Annotated in this window: 11 protein-coding genes; 5 read left to right on the top strand and 6 right to left on the bottom strand. The window is 72.1% G+C overall.

Going from position 1 to position 15,436, the window contains the following annotated elements:
* Positions 1-50: 50 nt before the first annotated feature.
* The 6 genes from ABH925_RS17340 to ABH925_RS17315 form a co-directional block, all read right to left on the bottom strand.
* Entirely contained in the window at positions 51-3,431 is a 3,381-nt protein-coding gene (locus ABH925_RS17340) for a WD40 repeat domain-containing protein (protein ID WP_370148846.1), read from the bottom strand.
* Entirely contained in the window at positions 3,422-6,217 is a 2,796-nt protein-coding gene (locus ABH925_RS17335) for a WD40 repeat domain-containing protein (protein WP_370148843.1), read from the bottom strand. The genes ABH925_RS17340 and ABH925_RS17335 overlap by 10 nt, the downstream gene beginning before the upstream one ends.
* A 161-nt stretch (positions 6,218-6,378) precedes the next feature.
* Positions 6,379-8,076: a hypothetical protein gene (locus tag ABH925_RS17330; RefSeq protein WP_370148841.1), complete on the bottom strand. Its 1,698-nt coding sequence runs from the start codon at positions 8,074-8,076 to the stop codon at positions 6,379-6,381.
* A 4-nt stretch (positions 8,077-8,080) separates the two neighbouring features.
* Positions 8,081-9,259, bottom strand: a complete 1,179-nt coding sequence (locus tag ABH925_RS17325; RefSeq protein WP_370148840.1) for a caspase family protein — start codon at positions 9,257-9,259, stop codon at positions 8,081-8,083.
* Positions 9,256-10,521, bottom strand: coding sequence for a hypothetical protein (locus ABH925_RS17320; RefSeq protein WP_370148838.1), 1,266 nt, complete (start codon positions 10,519-10,521; stop codon positions 9,256-9,258). Before ABH925_RS17320 ends, ABH925_RS17325 begins: the two co-directional genes overlap by 4 nt.
* 135 nt (positions 10,522-10,656) lie before the next feature.
* Positions 10,657-11,517: an NAD(P)H-binding protein gene (locus ABH925_RS17315; RefSeq protein ID WP_370148836.1), complete on the bottom strand. Its 861-nt coding sequence runs from the start codon at positions 11,515-11,517 to the stop codon at positions 10,657-10,659.
* Between the two features lie 82 nt (positions 11,518-11,599).
* On the opposite strand from ABH925_RS17315, the gene ABH925_RS17310 reads away from it, so the two are divergent.
* From ABH925_RS17310 to ABH925_RS17290, 5 genes are read left to right on the top strand one after another with little or no spacing between them, the layout of a single operon-like run.
* Positions 11,600-12,040 carry an Rrf2 family transcriptional regulator gene (locus tag ABH925_RS17310; protein ID WP_370148835.1) on the top strand — a complete coding sequence of 147 codons (441 nt, stop codon included), beginning with the start codon at positions 11,600-11,602 and terminating at the stop codon, positions 12,038-12,040.
* Positions 12,041-12,057: 17 nt separating this feature from the next.
* Positions 12,058-12,498 carry a MarR family winged helix-turn-helix transcriptional regulator gene (locus tag ABH925_RS17305; protein WP_370148833.1) on the top strand — a complete coding sequence of 147 codons (441 nt, stop codon included), beginning with the start codon at positions 12,058-12,060 and terminating at the stop codon, positions 12,496-12,498.
* The gene (locus tag ABH925_RS17300) at positions 12,495-14,306 is read left to right on the top strand and encodes an MFS transporter (protein WP_370148831.1); all 1,812 of its coding nucleotides are present in this window, start codon (positions 12,495-12,497) and stop codon (positions 14,304-14,306) included. The genes ABH925_RS17305 and ABH925_RS17300 overlap by 4 nt, the downstream gene beginning before the upstream one ends.
* The gene (locus tag ABH925_RS17295; RefSeq protein ID WP_370148829.1) at positions 14,297-14,863 is read left to right on the top strand and encodes an isochorismatase family protein; all 567 of its coding nucleotides are present in this window, start codon (positions 14,297-14,299) and stop codon (positions 14,861-14,863) included. The genes ABH925_RS17300 and ABH925_RS17295 overlap by 10 nt, the downstream gene beginning before the upstream one ends.
* Positions 14,860-15,429: a YbhB/YbcL family Raf kinase inhibitor-like protein gene (locus tag ABH925_RS17290; RefSeq protein ID WP_370148828.1), complete on the top strand. Its 570-nt coding sequence runs from the start codon at positions 14,860-14,862 to the stop codon at positions 15,427-15,429. Before ABH925_RS17295 ends, ABH925_RS17290 begins: the two co-directional genes overlap by 4 nt.
* Positions 15,430-15,436 lie beyond the last annotated feature (7 nt).

The raw sequence follows: 15,436 nt of genomic DNA, 5'->3' as shown, positions 1-15,436 counted from the left end.
GGACGGCATCGGCGTGACACTGCCGCTGTTCGCAGCGGGGGTTGGGGTGTTCAGTTGCGGGCTGGGCAGAGAGTGCGATCGCGGACGCTCGTCGGTGCTGCGGGCCACAGGGCGTTCACGGTTCCGGTGGAGGGGCCCGCGAGCGCGCAGGCGCGTCGGTTCAGCTCGTCCTGGCCCACCGGAATGTCAGCACCGACACCCGCCACGTCGCCGTTGACATGGAGGACGGGTGCGCCGTACCAGGCGCTGGTGGAGAACAAGTCGCCATAGTTCACCGTCACCAGGGGGCGGCCGGTGGTGGAGTCGAAGAGCCGCACCTGGGTGAAGCCGGCCGAGCCGATGAAGTCGTCGCCGACTATCAGGGCGTCGGTGGTACTGCCGTGACCGGCAACGGTGGTCTCCGCCCAGATGGCGCCCTGGGTGTGACGGTAGAGGGAGATGCCACCGCTGAAGGACATGGCCACCGCCGAACCATCCGGCAGCGGCTGGACCGTGAGGATGTACCGGCTGGTGAGCGTGGTGCGGCCGGTCCAGTCGTAGCCGGCCTGGTGGCGGGCCAGCGCGTACAGGCCCTGACTTCCGCCGATGAAGAGATATCCGCCGACGCTGGACAGGGCCTCGCTGGAGGCGGCGTCCGTGATGGTCGTGCGGTAGAGCGGAACCGGCTGAGCGGAGCCCTGCGCGGGTGTGGAGTAGACGGCGAGCATGTGACTCCAGAGGCAGACGAGCTCGCCGGTGGTGTCGTCGAAGAGGGCGCCCCGGGCGACTTGGCCCGCGGGTCCGTCGATGACGACCGGGCTGCCCAGGGCGCCGTTGCGGAAGGGATAGAGCAGGATCCGGCCGGAGCGGGTGGCGAGCGCGAGGGTGGACTGCCGGGCGCTGTAGGAGGAGCCGTAGATCGCGGTCTGCGCACCGTCGACGGTGACCCGGGTGAGGTGGGCGGATCCCCGAGCGGTGTCGTAGACCGTGACCGAGCCGGTCGTGGACAGGGTGGAGACGTACAGCAGTGTCGACGTTCCGGGCACGGGGTAGGTGGCCTTGATGAATCCGACCTGCACGGTGGTGTCGATGACGGGTGCGGACGGTGCGGAGTAGAGCAGCACCGATCCGTCGGCGGTGGGGACGGCGGCGGACTGGTCGTCACCGCTGAGAGCCACGATGGATCCCACGTGCGTCCCGTAGGCGACGAGGTCGGTGCCGTTCGTCGGCGCGCCGTCCGTGGTGCCGAGCGCGGCGGGATCGTCGGCGACTTCCTTCACCGCGTTGTCGACGGCGACGAGCAGTCGGTGGGCCTGTGGCCGGTAGGTGACGGTGGTGTCCACCGGGACGGGTGCCGGGGACGCCAGGTTGCGGGCGGTGCCGGCGTCGAGCGCATAAAGGCGGGTCGCGCCGGCGGCGTACAGGTGCGGGCCGGCGAAGGTCAGGGAGTCCATCGGGGGCAGATCCGTCCGCACGGCTGAGGGAGTGCCGGAGGAGTTCCAGCGCCACAGCGCCAGACGCCCGTCGGCGCCGGAGAACGCCACGGTGTCGCCGGACGGGGTGACGGCGAGTGCGCGAGCCGGCTGGTTCCCGGCTCTGAGCACCCGTGGAGTGGTCGCGGTGCGGACGTCCTGGGCGCCGAGGTCCCCGTCCCCGGTGCTCCATGCCATGGTCAGGCCGTCGCTGGACAGTGCGAGCGCACGGGGGTCGGCGACCTCGGCGATCCGCCGGGCGGGGGTGTCCGGGGACGCCGGGTCCCACAGCAGGATTCCCGTGCTCACGGCCACGGCCAGCGGGCCGCCTGCGGCGGGGAAGGCGATGGCCCGGACGTCGGTGGCCAGCGTGGTGGGGAGCGGTACCTCGGTCTGGGTGGGCACGTTCCACACGTGCAGGTGGTGGTCGGTGCCGAGGACGGCCGTGTAGTGCGCCTGCTGGTCGACGGCGATCGCTTCGACGTGCGCGGAGCGCGGCGGCAGGAGGTGACGGATACGCAGATCCCGATTGACCACGGAGAGCAGAGCGGATCGGCTGGAGGTGCTCCCCGGCGCGAGTGCCTGCGCGGTGAGGGCCGCGAGCACGGCCTGGTCCGGGGAATCCACGGCGTCCTGGAGGGCTTGGCCGCTGAAGGCCTCCGCGTTCACGCCGATCTGGTGCTGGTCGGCCTGCCGGCTGAAGTGATCGGCGGCACCCAGCCCCGCGCCGGCCAGAACGAGCAGCGTCACCGCCACTCCGGCGGCCCACCGGGTGGCGCGCGACAGGCGCCTGCTCCTGCGGACGGCCTTGCGAACGCTGCCTGCGGCGCGGACACGTGGGCGCCGCGCTGCGGTGCCGCCGGCTGCGCTGCCTTCGACTGTGCTGCCTTCGACTGCGGCCGGTCTGTCGGCGGTGGCCACGAGCAGGACATGGCTGGTGCGCAGCGCCGAGCCGGGCAGTGCGGCGGCGGCGGCCGGTCCAATCGATCGCAGCGCGCCGACGGGTGTGATGTCGGCGTGGATCACGACCCGGGGGTCGGCGTCGCCCACTGCCCAGCCGATCGGTGTCAGGCGCAGGGGGCGCGGTGGGAACAGCCGGCCGAGGGCGACGGCGGCGGCCGCCGCCGGATGGGCGGGCGGGAGCGTCGTGACGGGCCGGCCGCCGGGATGGAGGAGAGCCCAGCGTGCTCCGTGGCCGCGGGGGAACTGCTCCTGGGCGCGGATCCAGTCGAAGGCGGGCCGCAGCAGCGCGCTCATGGCGTCCAGGCCGTCGCTGAACAGCATGCTGGACAGGTCGGGGAGCAGTTGTTCGTCGGGATCCGTCACGGCTTCGAGAACGAGCGTGCCGAGGGCTGACGGGGTGGGACTGCCGAGCAGGATCGGGGACTGGATGCTGCCGTGGGCGGCGTGCGGGCCGTGTTCGAGGTGGTGGACGAGGTGCCTGACGGCCTGCCACGGCAGGTCAGGGTGGCCGGCTTCCAGGTCGGTCAGCGGACTCTCCGCCGTCAGAGCGCCGGGGTTCACCGGGAGTTCCCGCGGTTCGGCGTCCTGTGGTTCGGCGTCCTGAGGTTCGCCGTCCTGAGGGCCCCCGCTCGACCAGCTCAGGGCTGCCAGCAGCAGTTGCCGTCGCTCCTCGGTTCGGTGGGTCCGGCGTGCCCGCACCGCACGGGCCGCGTGCAGGACGGCGCAGGCACGGCCGAAGGCCTCGGGTCGCTCCTGCTGGATCAGGTGCAGGGCGAGGCCGGCCTCGTCGCGCGGACCAGCGTCCGGGGCCGGCCCGGAGGCGGGTGTGGCAGCGTCCAGCCACGGGTCGTCGGTGAGGACGGCTGCGCGGCAGGCGGCGATCCACCAGCCCTGATCGCAGAGCATCGCACAGAGCTGGAACGGCCCGAGGTCGGGGTCGGTGCCCGCTGCCATCGTCCGGGAGACGGCACGGATGTGCGCGAGGACGGTGCCCGGGTCGGCGTCGGTCAGGCGCATGGGGCCTCCTCCGCGGTGGCGCCGGGGCTCTGATCGGACGTCATCAGCGAACACAGCCGGGCCTGCAGGCCGGCACGGTCGACCGAGATAGCCGTCAGGTGCCCGCGCACGCTGCCGAAGACGGCGTACCGCCCGTCGGCGGTGAAAGCGACGCTCAGGAAGGACCCTTCGATGAAGGACTCGCCGGGACCCGGCGGTGATTCGCTCGCCGGAAGGCTCAGCAGTGCGGAGCCGTCGGCGAGGTCGGTGATCATGCCGTTGGCGTCTGCGCCCGCGGTGGCCAGCAGCGTGTGGTCGGGGCTCTGGGCGGCCGCCAGTACGTTCGAGCCGTGTGCCGCGGTGAGCGTGGACGTCAGTTTCAGGTCGGCGTCGTAGCGGGCCAGATGACCGTCGCCGAAGCCGATGAGATAGCCGCCGTCCGCCTCGGTGAGCACGGTGCTGGCGTCGCTGGTGAACCTGGCCTCCCGCAGCAGGCGCCCGGTGCTCGGATCGACGACCGCGGCGTAGCCGTCGCGATGGGAGATCAGCAGGGTACTGCCCCCCGGGTCGAAGGCGAGGGCGCCGACAGGAGCCTGGTCGGTGTCGCCGACCAGGGGTTGTGGCCGGCCACCGTGCGGGTCGAACCGCCAGGTGCGTCCCGACGCGTCCCCCGCCATCAGTTCCCCGCCGTTCGGGGAGAAGGCCAGCCGGTAGACCGCTGCGGCGGTGCCGGTATGCAGCACGGCGGTGGGCACCGAACGGTGCGGGTACGGCCACACGCTCACCGCTCCCTGTCCGTGACCCACCGCCAGGAGCGATCCGCCGGGGTCCAGGCTCAGCGTCGCCGCGGGCCCGTATCCGCCGATGTCGACCACGGCCACCGGTTGCCCGGTTGTCCCGGGCGTGTACCGGCTCACCTGGCCGTTTCCGTAGAGGGCGAGCACGGCGCCGGGCGTGACCGGGTCGGCGACGACCGTCGCGAGAGACCCTCGCGGGTCAGGTCGCAGGGACGGCTTCCAGAAGGTGATCCGACCGGAGACGGTACCGGCGGCCACCTCCTCGCCGGAGGGCGCCAGGCCGAGAACTGCGGTGAGAGCCCCGTAGTCGGATTCGTACGGGGTGCCCGCCTGCTGACCGTCGGCCAGAGCGACGGTGAAGACCTGGGTGTCCGGGGACTGGAGGTCCACCGCGTTGATCGGTGGGAAGTTGTGGGTGGCCACGGCTGCGGTCTGTCCGTCCTGCGAGAGCGCGAACGCATAGATGCTGCCCGAGACGTGAATGGTCCTGGGGGTGGTGAAGGTCGCGGTGTCCCAGACGCGCAGAGCCTCGTCCGCGTGTCCGCTGACCAGCCGTCGGCCGCCGTCCGTGAGCGCGAGGGCGGTGACGCCGTTGCTGCCCAGACCGAGGGCGGGCGCGGTCAGCAGGACCCGGGGCTGTGCGGCGGTGTCGGCCAGGTCGTAGAGGAGGAGCGAGGGCTCCTTCGAGTCCGCGTCCCGGCCGACGACGAGTCGGCCGGACGTGGGGAGGGCCAGAGCGGTGATCCGGCCGTCGGGGGCCGCGACACGTCTACCGCTACCAGGTGTGCCATTGCCAGGGACGCCGCTACCGGGTACGCCGTTGCCGGGTTCGGGGGTGGGGGCGGCGTAGACGCCACTGCCCGAGACCGCCCAGGCGATCATGTCTCCGGAGGAGGAGACGGCGAGAGCCTGGGTGCGCCCTGTGCCGGTGAAGACCATCTGGGCAGTGGACGTACCGCTTCGCCCGGGTGTCCACAGCAGCACGCTGCCCTGGTCCGTGCCCAGCAGCAGGCGATGGTCGCGCGTGAAGGCGACGGTGGTGACGGAACCGCGGGCGGGATCGGTGCGGGCCAGCAGTCGGTGGTCGGCGGAGTAGAGCTCGACGGCGGTTCCCTCGGCCACCGCGATCTCGGTGCCGGTGGCGTCGTAGACCACGGCATGCGGGGTCGACGGGGGCGTGATCACCGCGGAGAGCCGGGGATCGAAGTACGCGGACCCGAACAGGGCGCTGCGCACACCCTGGTCGTCCGGCTCCAGTTGCTCGGCCTGGAGGGCGAGTCGTGCGGCGGTGTCGGGTGCGGCCCCGACGTCGGCACGCGACTGCGCGCTCAGTCCCTGCGCCTGCTGGGCAGCCTGTGCGTGCTCGTTCGCAGTGGCGCTGCGCAGCAGGAAGAAGGCCACCACCGCCGCGGCGAGCACCGCTGCTCCCAGTACCGGCGTGATCCAACCCCGTTGGAGTACCGAGCACGTGACGGCGTCGGTCACCGACACGGCGGTCTGTGTCTCCGGGCGTCCACCCTGTGCGGCGGAACGGGCGACCGCCCCGTCGGCGGCGGCCACGACGAGCCGGTGGCCACTCGACGCCACCGCGGGCACCTTGTGGTTCAGGCCGTCCACGGAACGGAGTAGGCCGGCGTCGTCGACGGCCGCGCTGATCACCGTGCGCTTGTGGATCGGGCGTCGTGCCGCCCGCGACAGGCCGAGGAGCAAGGCCAGGCCGACGGCGAGCGCAGCACCGGCCGACGCCCCTTCCACGGACGACAGCGCCTCGCCCTCGGCGTCCAGGATGCTCCAGCGCACCGCTGCGCGTCGCGGGAAACGGCGCTGCCCGGCCGCCCAGCCGTGAGCCGCCGCAGCCGCCTCGTCGAACGAGCGGTCGGTTCGCAGCGCGGGATCCGCAGCGAAGAACCGCGGGGAAGCCGCGGATCGCCTGCGGAGGCCGCGCACCCGATGCAGCGTCAGCGTGCACAGGACCGCCTGGACACCGGCGCCCTGCAGGACCAGCACCACCGGCAGCCGGACCGTCCGCCGGAGCCGCCACCCGCTCGGTAACCACGCCAGCAGGGCCCGTGAGCCGTCTTCCGCGACGCGCCGCGCGCGGGACACCGATCGCCTCGATGCAGAGCCAGAGCCCGCGCCCGAACCCGCTCCCGAGCCCGCCGGCACCGTCATCAGGGCATCCTCTCCAGGGCCAGGCCCAGCGCCCGCGCAACCGTGGGAGAGGCGGTACTGGCCAGCGAACGTTCCAGCGCCGGCCGGTCGGCGACCGCGTGGACATCGGTCACGGCCTGCTCGGCCGCATACCAGTCCAGGCCTTCGGTCGAGGGGCCCATGAGCAGTGAGCCCACCGCGTCCAGCGTCAGCGGGGAGCGGGTCAGCGGGATGACGTACTGGAGGTAGGGGGCGTCGACGGCCGTGCCGTCCCGGACGAAGACGACGGCCCAGCCCTCCTCCGCCCTGCCGGAGCGTGCGGTCAGCAGCCAGACCGGTGTTCCGTCGGAGCGGTCGGACACCTCGTCGAGATCGAAGTTGACGTCCCCCGCCGTCACCCGCCGCGCATGTGTCGTCTCCCCGTCGGCAGCCGCATGGACCAGCGGGCCGGAAGCGGCGTGGCGAACGGTGAGACCATGGCCGGCGCCGTCGGGAACGGCCCGCGTATCGTCCTCGTGCTCAGCCAGCGTCACCGGCAGCCGTCCCGCCGAGCCGAGGCCCTGCGGAGCCCGGGCTTCGGTGCGGCCGTCGGTACCCGGAACCTGCGGCAGCTCGGGAGTCGACCCGGTGAAGGTGGTGAAGTACCGGCTCCAGTCGGCGGCACGCACGTAGCGCTCGACCCGGGCGCGCGCCTCCACCGCCACCGGGTCGATCATGGCGAGCGTGGCCTCGTGACGAAGGATCCGGGTCAGCGTGTCGTGCAGCAGCCGCAGCCCCTGGGTGAAGCGCGGGGGACCCAGTTCGGATTCGGTCGCGTCGAGCAGGAGCCGCCGGGCCTGCGGCACCGCCTCCGCTCCGAGCTCCCTGAGCAGCATGGCCGCGTGGATCACCAGCACGTCCGTGAGCCAGGGGAAGTCCCGCGCGGTGACGGTGGACCAGTCCAGGCCGAGCCCCGGTGCCTCGGAGGTGAGCGCGTAGTAGCCCGCGACGCAGGCGAGGGTCGGATCCGCCTTCCTGCCGCGTTGGGTGGCAGCCCGCTCGATGACCGGTCCGGCAACCAGGGCGGCCGACAGCAGGCGTCCGCCGGCCAGGTGGTCCAGGAGCGTCTGGGCGGCCTGGTCGCGCAGCCTGATGCGTACCTCGCCGGTGGAGGACACGGCGTCGGAGTCCGCAGTGACCTCCGCGCTCGCCCCGGGCGGCACCGCTGTGAACTCCGGGAGGCCGTCCGGAGTGGCCAGCCCGCAGTACACCGGACGCCGGCCCGGGCGGCGTTGGTCCAGGCGCGTGGGCCGGCCGGTGCGGAGCGTCACGATGGCGAGCGGAACTCCGCCGGTGACCAGGAAGCTGAGTACGGCCCCGGCCGCCAGCGCCGCGGTCGTGCCCGCGATCCAGTCGACCAGTTCCCGGGGTCTGCGCCGCGGAACCAGGGTGAACCCGCGACCCGATCCCGGCGGCTCGGGCTCGGCGCGTATCCCCGCCAGCAGGCTGACCGATACCGGCCCGGCCAGATCGATCACCTCGGACCAGCGCTCACCGCTCGGGGCGACGGCCCGCACCACGTACCGCCCGTCGGGGAGATCGATCTCCTGACGCGGACGCCTGCCTGCGGCGAGGACGAGCGACGGCCCTGATCCCGAGCCGACGTCGGCGATCTCCACCGGTACCAGCGAACCCGGAACCGCCGCGGCGGCGTCGACGGTCACGCGCAGCAGACCCACGACGTCACCCCGTCTCCCGCACATCGATGGTGTGGTCGCAGTCGAAGGGTTCAAAGGGGAGGTACCGCTTCGGCGGAGGGCCCATCAGATACTCCCCCGCCTCGAAGTCGAGCGAGACCTCATGGACGCCCGCCGTCAGCGGCGTGCTCCACCAGCCCTCCCTCAGCACGGGCACGGCGGGCGGACCGTCCGGCGCCGGCTCCGTCAGCGCCGGTTCCGTGGGGGCCGGTTCCGTGGGGACGATCCGTACCCGGGCCGCTCCGGTGGCCTTCTCGGGGCGGCAGCAGATCCTCGCATCCACCTGGGGCGGTCCCGGCAGGAGGTGCAGGAGCCGGTCCCCCGAGAACCGCGATTCCGCGAACTGGGGCTCGCGGCCGGCCGGGGAATGCCGCTCGGTCAGGGTGCTGACCGACTCGTGCAACGCCAGCAGGGACACCGACCAGCGGGAGTCCTTCCGCCTGGCGGCCCTGCCGCGAAGCGAGGCGAGCAGGTGCTCGGTGAACAGGCTCACGCCACGACGGCGACCGTAGGCCGGGCGTCCCATCCGGGTCGAGCTGACCACCCCCCACTCCTTGCGTTGCTCCTCGACGATCCGCCCGTCGAAGACGGGGGCGGTCCGGGAGTCGTATTCGGTGAGCTGATGGGGAATCTCGCGGCAGGCGTCGATGAAGAAGTACTGAGTCTCGGCGACGAACCGGCACATGCCGGCGACCAGTTCCTCGACCTCGATGGCCGCGTCGCAGGAGAGCATCGGGTTCCTGCCGAAGTCCTCCATCAGCAGGAGCTGGCTCCGCAGCGCGAGACCGTGGCCGCTGAAGAAGAACATCGCGACGTTCGCCGGGTTCTGCCGGCACAGATCGGCCCAGCGCCAGATCGCCTTGACGGTGGCGTCCACCGACGGCAGTTCCAGCCCGGCACAGCGCGGGTCCCGGACACCGGGGCGCGGTGAGACGAGCACGTCGATGCTGCCGAGCGTGGCATCGGGGTGGTGCATCTCGGTGCGGACCCATTCGGCGAACGCCAGTGCCGAGGAGGCGGGCGAGCGCAACTGGTGCCGCACGATCGTGTCGTGGGACACCGGCTCGGACCCGCCGGGGAGATGCCGGTATCCGGCCACGCCGATGACCAGGGCATGCACCAGCGGCCCGGTGGCCTGCGGGTCGGGCTCGACCAGGTAGGTCACCGGCCCTGCCGAACGCGCTCGGCGAGCCGGGCGTGGAATCCCGGCTGCAGGAAGTAGGCCCCGTGGGCCGACAGCTTCCCCGTGCGGAACTCGCAGTCCTCCACGCCGTCGATGATCGGCGCCAGGCGGAACGACAGCAGGTCGTTGTAGTCGAAGATGTTGATCCAGCGTCGCACCGCCGAAGGCCGCGGCAGACGGACGGCGGTCGGACCGGGGACCCCGGGATGCCTGCCGAACAGGCTCAGTTCCTCGAAGAAGCCGACCTGCGAGCCGACCGTCACCAGGATGTCGACGCTGATGCCCTGCGTGTCCGGATGCCTGGTCAGCACGTCGTGGACGATGTTTCCGCCCATGCTGTGGGCGATCACCACCAGCGGGTCGTCGTCCCGGCGCTCCGCGTACGCGCTTCGCAGCACGCCGGCCAGCGCGTCGGCGATCTCCCCGCCGCCCTGCCGGGTGCCCTCGACCGGCTGCGGTCGCTCGGAGAGGTAGACCAGCACGTCGCCCAGGAAGTCCGTCAGCTTCGGTGTGAGTTTCGCGCGGAGTTTCTCCGCGGACGGCCGCGCGATGCGGTTGACGGCCGCGGACCTGATGCGCTGCACGCCTGCCTGCAGCCTTCCCCAGGAGGCGGAGTCGCCGAGGACCTCCCAGTCCGTCTCCGTCTCCGTCTCCGTCTCCGTCTCCGTGTCGGCGTCGGCGTCGTCCGCACCGCCCGGCTCGGCTGCGGTCCACTCGGAATCCAGCGCGTCGCGCAGCCCGTTCACGAACTGCTCGTCGTCGCGGACGGAGTCGAGCCAGTCCGGCCGTGGCACCCGCGCCGCGTAGGCCAGTGCCGAGGCGGACAGCTCGGCCAGCGCGTCGGCCTCGCTCGGGCCGAGGCCGGCACCCTTCCCCGTCACCGTGCCGGCCCACAGCAGGTTGACGGCGTCCACCAGGCTCACCCGGGCCGTGGCCACGAGCAGCGCCTGCGGTGGCGCCTGCTCCGGGCAGTACTCCTCCAGCGCGTCCGCGAGAACCTCGCCGGCTTCCGATCCGCCGAGGGCTTCGACGTCGTCGTCCAGCCTGGGCACGCTGGCACCGCCCCAGGCCGCCTTCGCGCCCAGGTCGCCCCAGTACGGATTGCGGATCCTGACCTGACCCGGATCCGGCCAGAGGGGCGGCTGCAGGAGATACCTGCGGAAGTACGCGTCGCGCTGCTCCGATGCGGCCTGCAGCTCACCGCTGATGCGGTTGGCTACGCCGTGGACGAAGACCAGAGGCACGGAACCCCGCCTTCTGTGTGCGGGCAACCTCTGGCCACCCGCTCCAATCCCGCTATGTGGGCCAATATAGGGGTGGGCGGTGGCCGCGGTTCCGAACTCTCTGATTGTCCGTCATAACGATTGAGCGCGCGGGCGTCAGGGCTGCAGTGCGGCCCGGACCACGTCCGCCAGCGCCGTCGGCTTGCGGCCGGTCAGGTCGGCGACCGCGGAGCTGACCTGCGCGAGGAAGCCGCCACGGGTCGCCGCACCGAACGACGCCACGACCTCGGCGATGTGGTCCGGGAGCCCGGCGGCCCGCAGGCCGGTGCCGAACGCGGCATCGTCGACCTCGACGAGCTCGACGTCCCGGCCGCCGATCTCGCGGGCGAGAGCCGCCAGGTCGGCGGCGCTCAGCGCCTCGGGGCCGGTGATGTCGTACGCCCTACCCTCGTGCCCGCCCCGGGTCAGGATCGCGGCGGCCGCGGCGGCGCAGTCCTCACGGGTGACGTAGGCGGTGGCGCCGGCGCCACCGCTGGTCACCAGCCGGCCCGACGCGACGGCCTGCCCGATCGTCGGCACCTGCATGTGCGCGTACAGGTTGTTGCGCAGCACGGTCCACGCCACCTCGCTGTCCCGCAGCGCCTGCTCCGTGCCCGCGTGGTCGGCGACCACGAGCGCCGGGTTGGCCGGCACCGGTTCGGGGACGGAGGTGTAGACGATGTGGCGGACACCGGCGTCGGCCGCCGCCGAGATGGCCGCGCGCTGCTGGTCGAGGCGCGCACCGACCGCGTCGGTGGAGATGAGCAGCAGCCGGTCGACGCCCTCGAACGCGGTGGCGAGCGTGCCCGGGTCGGTGAAGTCGGCCCGTCGCACCTGGGCGCCGCGAGCGGCGAGGTCGGCGAGCGCCTCGGGGCGACGGGTGGTGAGTACGACCTCTCGCGGGTCGACGGTCTGCAGCACGAAGTCGGCGCTGGCTCGTCCCAGAGCACCGGAGGCGCCCGTGATGGCGATCGTCATGATCTGTTCCAAACTGTAGTCATCATGGTTGCGGATTGGCATTACCGTAACCGCAACGGTTGCGATATGGCAACATGGAGCCATGGCCCGATCGAAGAACACCCAGTTCGCGGTAGCCGTGCATGTCCTCACCTACCTCGCGGGCCAGACCGAGGGCAGCTCGGTGAGTTCCGACGAACTCTCCAGAAGCACCAACGTCAACCCGGTCTATGTGCGCCGGGTGCTCGGCCCGCTGCGCGAAGCCGGGCTGGTGCGGTCACGGCCCGGCGTGCACGGAGGATGGGAGCTGGAAACCGGCGCACGGGACATCACGCTCGCGCAGGTCTGGCGACTGCTCCAGGGAACAGACCCGGTACTCGGACTGCACGGACCCGACCCGGCCTGTCCGGTCGGCCGGAGCGTCCAGCAGTCGCTCACCGCTCTCGACCGAGCGGTCGCCGATGCCGTCGCCGCAGAACTCGATCAGTTCACCGTGCACGACATCCTCATGCAGGGCGTGGAGCCATCTACTAAGGCAGATTGATAAGATAGCCTTAGTACATGAACGATGACCCGGACCCCGGTGGAGTCGCCTCGGTCCTGCTGGCGAGTATCAGCGTGCTGGTACGACGGGTACGCCAGGTGCCCGTCGACGGCGGACTCACGATGCCCGAGCGCACCGCCCTGTCGCAGCTGAACCGCTCGGGGCCCACCACCTCCTCGGCGCTGGCCCGGGAGGTGCAGATCACGGCGCAGGCGATGGGGGCGACACTCGGCGCGCTGCGGGAACGCGGCCTGGTCGAACGCAGCCCGGATCCCGACGACGGCAGGCGCGTGGTGCTGACGGTGACCGACGCCGGCCTGCAGGCGCTGAAGGACAAGCGCAACGCCCGCACCGAACTGATCGCCCAAGCCCTGACCAGCGGCGCGTTCACCCCGGCGGAGCTGGAGCAACTCGCCGCGGTGGCACCGCTGCTGGAACGGCTGGCCAGCAACATATGACCAATTCCGCACCCGCCGACCGCTACCGGTGGACGGCGCTGACGAATACCACCGCCGCGGTCTTCATGTCCGCGCTGGACGGCTCGATCGTGCTGATCGCACTGCCGGCGATCTTCCGGGGTGTGCACCTGGACCCGCTGGCCCCGGGCAACATCGCCTACCTGCTGTGGATGATCATGGGATACCGGCTGGTCCAGGCCGTCCTGGTGGTCACCGTGGGCCGCCTGGGCGACATGTTCGGCCGGGTCCGGATCTACAACGCCGGCTTCGCGGTCTTCACCTTCGCCTCGGTCCTGCTGTCGTTCGACCCCTTCGACGGCGGCCGCGGAGCGATGTGGCTGATCGCCTGGCGAGTGCTGCAGGCCGTCGGCGGCTCGATGCTGACCGCCAACTCGGCCGCGATCCTGACCGACGCCTTCCCCAAGGAGCAGCGCGGCTTCGCCCTGGGCATCAACCAGGTCGCGGGGCTGGGCGGGATGTTCATCGGCCTGGTCGCGGGCGGGCTGCTCGCGGCCTGGGACTGGCGGGCGGTGTTCTGGGTGAACGTGCCGGTCGGCGTGTTCTTCACGCTGTGGGCCTACCGCACCCTGCGGGACAGCGGCAGGCGCGGCGGCGGGCGGATCGACTGGTGGGGCAACATCACCTTCGCGGTGGGGCTGAGCGCGGTCCTGATCGCCGTCACCTTCGGCCTGCAGCCCTACGGTGGGCACACCATGGGCTGGACCAACCCGCTGGTCGACGCACTGATCGTCGGCGGACTGGTGCTGCTGGCGGCGTTCGTCGCCATCGAGAACCGCGTCAGCGCACCGATGATCCAACTGGGTCTGTTTCGCCTGCGGGCCTTCACCCTCGGCAACCTGGCGGGCCTGGCCATCTCCATCGGCCGGGGCGGGATGCAGTTCGTGCTGATCATCTGGCTGCAGGGCATCTGGCTGCCGCTGCACGGCTACGACTACGGCGCCACGCCGCTGTGGGCCGGCATCTTCATGCTGCCGCTGACCGCGGGCTTCCTCGCCGCCGGACCCGCCTCGGGCTACCTCTCCGACCGGATCGGCTCCCGGGGCCTGGCCACCGGAGGCGCACTGCTGTTCGGCGCCAGCTTCCTCGGCCTGATGCTCCTGCCGATCGACTTCAGCTACTGGATCTTCGCGGTGCTGATCGCGCTCAACGGGATCGCCAGCGGCATGTTCGCCGCCCCCAACTCCTCCTCGATCATGGGCAGCGTGCCGGCCCACCTGCGCGGCGTCGCCTCCGGCATGCGGGCCACCTTCCAGAACTCCGGCACCGCCGTCTCCATCGGCGTCTTCTTCTCCCTGATGATCGCCGGACTCGCCGGCAGCCTTCCGCGCACCCTCACCGGCGGCCTGCACCAGCAGGGCGTCCCGGCCCACGTCGCCGCCCAGGTCGGCAGCCTGCCGCCGGTCTCGTCCCTGTTCGCCGCCCAACTGGGCGTCAACCCGGTCCAGCACCTCCTCCAGCCCAGCGGCGCCCTGACCCACCTGACGGCGGCGCAGCAACAGACCCTGACCGGGCGCGAGTTCTTCCCGAGCCTGATCGCCGGGCCGTTCCACTCCGGCCTGGTCATCGTGTTCGCCTTCGGCGCCGTCCTCGCCCTCCTCGCCGCGATCGTCTCCCTGCTGCGCGGCACCGGCCCCGCCGCCGGGACTCCCGAAGCGCAGGCGACCGACAGCGGCGCTGTCCCCACCGCTGCGACCGGCGGCCAGGCAGGGACAGCAGCGGCCGAGACCGGCACACCCCCCTCCCCGGCAAGCAGCCGGCCTCCCCAGGAGAACCAGCAATGGCACTGACAACGATCGATCCCGTCTCCGCGCTCGTCGTGATCGACCTACAGAAGGGCATCGTCTCGGCCCACACCGGCGATCCGGTCTCCGCCGCCGTCAGGCAGGCGACCCACCTGGCGTCAGAGTTCCGGCGGCACGGCCTGCCCGTGGTCCTGGTCAACGTCACCGGACGCGCGCCGGGACGCACCGAGGCCGGACGGTCGGGCAGCAGCGCCGTCCTGCCGTCCGGCTGGGCCGACCTCATCGACGAACTCGACGTCCAGCCGACCGACCACCTGATCACCAAGCGACGCCGCAGCGCCTTCCACGACACCGGACTCGACACCCTGCTGCGGGACCTGGGGGTCACCCAGATCGTGCTCGCCGGGATCTCGACCAGCGCGGGCGTCGAGTCGACCGCACGCTCGGCCTCCGACCACGGCTACCACGTCGTCCTGGCCACCGACGCCATGACCGACCCCGACGCCGAATCCCACCGCCACAGCGTCGAGCGCGTCTTCCCCAAGCTCGGCGAAACCGCCGGCACCGCCGAGGTCATCGCCATGATCGGGGCAACGCGATGACCCTGCTGGGCCGACTGCTGACCAACCGCAGGGCAGGCGAGACCCACACCGCGTGGAACCTGCCCAACCTCCACGGCCCCGAGCTGCTGACCCTCACCAGCCGGGACTTCGGCGACGGCGGCACCATGCCGCTGGCGCACTGCGCGAAGCACGTCGGCGGCGACGACCTGTCGCCCCATCTCGCCTGGACCCCGCCACCGTCCGGCACCGCACAACTCCTCCTGGTCGTCGAGGACATCGACGTCCCCATGACCAAGCCCGCCGTGCACTGCCTCGCCCTGGTCGACCCGGCATCCGGGCACCTCGCCCCCGGCGCCCTGAACGCACGCCGGCCGGCCCCCGGGGTGCAGGTGCTGCGGTCCACCATCGGACGCGGCTACCACGGTCCCGCACCCATCAAGGGCCACGGGCCACACCGCTACACCTTCCAGGTGTTCGCCCTCTCGACCCCCGTGCACGGCGCCCCCGGCACCACGCCGGACCGGGCCCGGCCCCGCACCCTCCTGCCCGCCGTCACCGCACCCGTCCTGGCCCGGGGCCGACTGACCGGCGTCTTCGAACGCTGACCCACCG

This window comes from Streptacidiphilus sp. EB129, assembly GCF_041262645.1.
In the GTDB taxonomy this organism is placed as follows: Bacteria; Actinomycetota; Actinomycetes; order Streptomycetales; family Streptomycetaceae; genus Streptacidiphilus.
This window is presented reverse-complemented; position numbering and strand designations above follow the sequence as displayed.